The 1,232-nt window shown below is 73.5% G+C and carries 1 protein-coding gene; it reads right to left on the minus strand.

Annotation, left to right across the window (positions count from 1 at the left end; translation table 11 throughout):
* A partial coding sequence (locus ACFVUH_RS37435) for an acyltransferase domain-containing protein (protein WP_387918108.1) occupies positions 1–1,201 on the minus strand: 1,201 nt, incomplete at its 3' end.
* Between the last annotated feature and the right edge of the window lie 31 nt (positions 1,202–1,232).

Here is a 1,232-nt window from a genome sequence, read left to right on the forward strand (position 1 = left end):
GAGGCGGCGGGCGGTCAGTGCTCGAGGAGGGCGGCGCGGACGGCCCGTTCGACGTGGGCGGCGGTGTCGGCGTATCCGGCGGCAGGCACACCAGGACCCCGGAGCCCACCGCGGCGTTCTGGAGAGCGTGCCGGACATCGTGGGCGAAGGGGTGGTCGGCGGAGGTGAACAACTCCCACGTGCCGCCCTTCTCGTCCGCCACGGCCGCGGGGAGGGGCAGTTCGTCGAGGTCGACGGAGAAGGGCCGTGCCCAGGCCGCGGCACCCGTCACGACAGGCGCCGCCGTCGTGTCCGCCCCGGTCTCGACCAGGGTGGTGAGAGCAGAAGCCAGCTCCGCCACGGTCGCCGTGGCGAAGTTGGTCGGGATACTGGAAGGGGAGAGGCCGAGCCGGACAGCCGTCTGGTTGACGATCTGACCGACCGTGATCGAGCTCATGTGCAGATCGTCGAGGAGACTGCTGTTCTCGTCGACCAACTCGGTCGGCAGCTCAGCCCGTTCGGCCACCAGCGCGCGCAGCACGTCGAGCGCCGACTCCCCCGCCGAACCGCCGGCCTCCGCGGCCTCCGGGGCCTCGGACTCCTGGACGAGCGGACCGCGAGCGGCCGCGGGAAGCGTGAACTCCGGGGCCTGCTCGCAGGGGCTGGCCAGGAAGTGGAACTCCTTCCCCACCTCCAGCGGCCGGGTCAGCCGGTCGTTGAAGAGCCGTTCGGGGATGATCGGCGCCCCGAGCACGAACGCGGCGCCGACCACCTGCAGCAGACCGCGCAACGACTCGTCGTCGGTGTTCAGCGCGACGGCGGGCTTCCCGGCGGTCTCCGCCGCCAGGGTGCTCAGGACCCGGCCGGGCCCGACCTCGACGAACAGGTCCACCTCGGCCGCCGCCGCCCGGACCGCCTGGGTGAACAGCACCGGGTCGGTGATCTGCTGCCGCAGCAGCTTGGCGAGGTCGGTGTCGCTCTCCAGCTCCGTACCGGTGACGGTGGAGACGACCCGGCGCCCCACTCCGCCCAGCCGCGCCTCCGCCAGCCAGTCGCCGAAGGACTCGGCGGCCGGGGCGACGAGGGGCGAGTGGAAGGCGTGCGACACGGCCAGGCGGGTGAAGGCGATCCCCGCGGCCGCCGCCCGCTCCCCCACGCTCTCCACGGCCTCGACGGTCCCCGCGACCACCGTCTGACGGGGGCCGTTGTACCCGGAGATCACGACCGGGAGCCCCTCGACGAGCCTCCCGGCC

Origin of the sequence: Kitasatospora sp. NPDC058032 (assembly GCF_042885845.1) — a bacterium.
Taxonomy (GTDB): Bacteria; Actinomycetota; Actinomycetes; order Streptomycetales; family Streptomycetaceae; genus Kitasatospora.